We start from the raw sequence: 525 nt of genomic DNA, 5'->3' as shown, positions 1-525 counted from the left end.
ACAGCATATACAGCTCATCCGAGCGAAAATGGGGGCACATATGGCGGCCGTGTATTAACTGCAATGGGTCATGACCTAACAGCAAATCCAAACATGAAGATGGTTGCTGTTGACCCGAAAGTGATTCCACTTGGATCAAAAATATGGGTAGAAGGTTACGGAGAAGCAATCGCTGGTGATACTGGCGGTGCAATTAAAGGTAACCGTATCGATGTTCTAGTTGGCTCAGATTCAGCTGCTGACAAATGGGGACGTAAATCTGTTAAAGTGAAAATTTTAAAATAATCAATAACTGCTAAATAGGAAGCCAGCTCTCTTATGATTTGAGAGCTGGCTTTTAATTATATATATAAATGCAAATTGAAGAACCAACATAAACCCTTTCTTTTTAGGTGGGAAAGAGCATCCAGCCATGCATAGAAGCGGTCAGATCCTCTTCCTGCCCCACGCCAAGTTAAAACAAAGAGAGAGAATGAGCGCAGGTCACTTTTTGTTCTTCATAGCCGCGACTTATATGTTGGAAAA

1 protein-coding gene is annotated in these 525 nt (G+C 41.7%); it reads left to right on the top strand.

Annotated features, from left to right (window positions below; all coding sequences use genetic code 11):
• Nucleotides 1-285, top strand: a 285-nt coding sequence (locus COO03_RS23820) for a 3D domain-containing protein (RefSeq protein WP_179863026.1), incomplete at its 5' end; no start/stop codon positions are given.
• Between the last annotated feature and the right edge of the window lie 240 nt (nucleotides 286-525).

The organism is Bacillus sp. AFS098217 (assembly GCF_002551815.1).
In the GTDB taxonomy this organism is placed as follows: domain Bacteria; phylum Bacillota; class Bacilli; order Bacillales; family Bacillaceae_G; genus Bacillus_A.
This window is presented reverse-complemented; position numbering and strand designations above follow the sequence as displayed.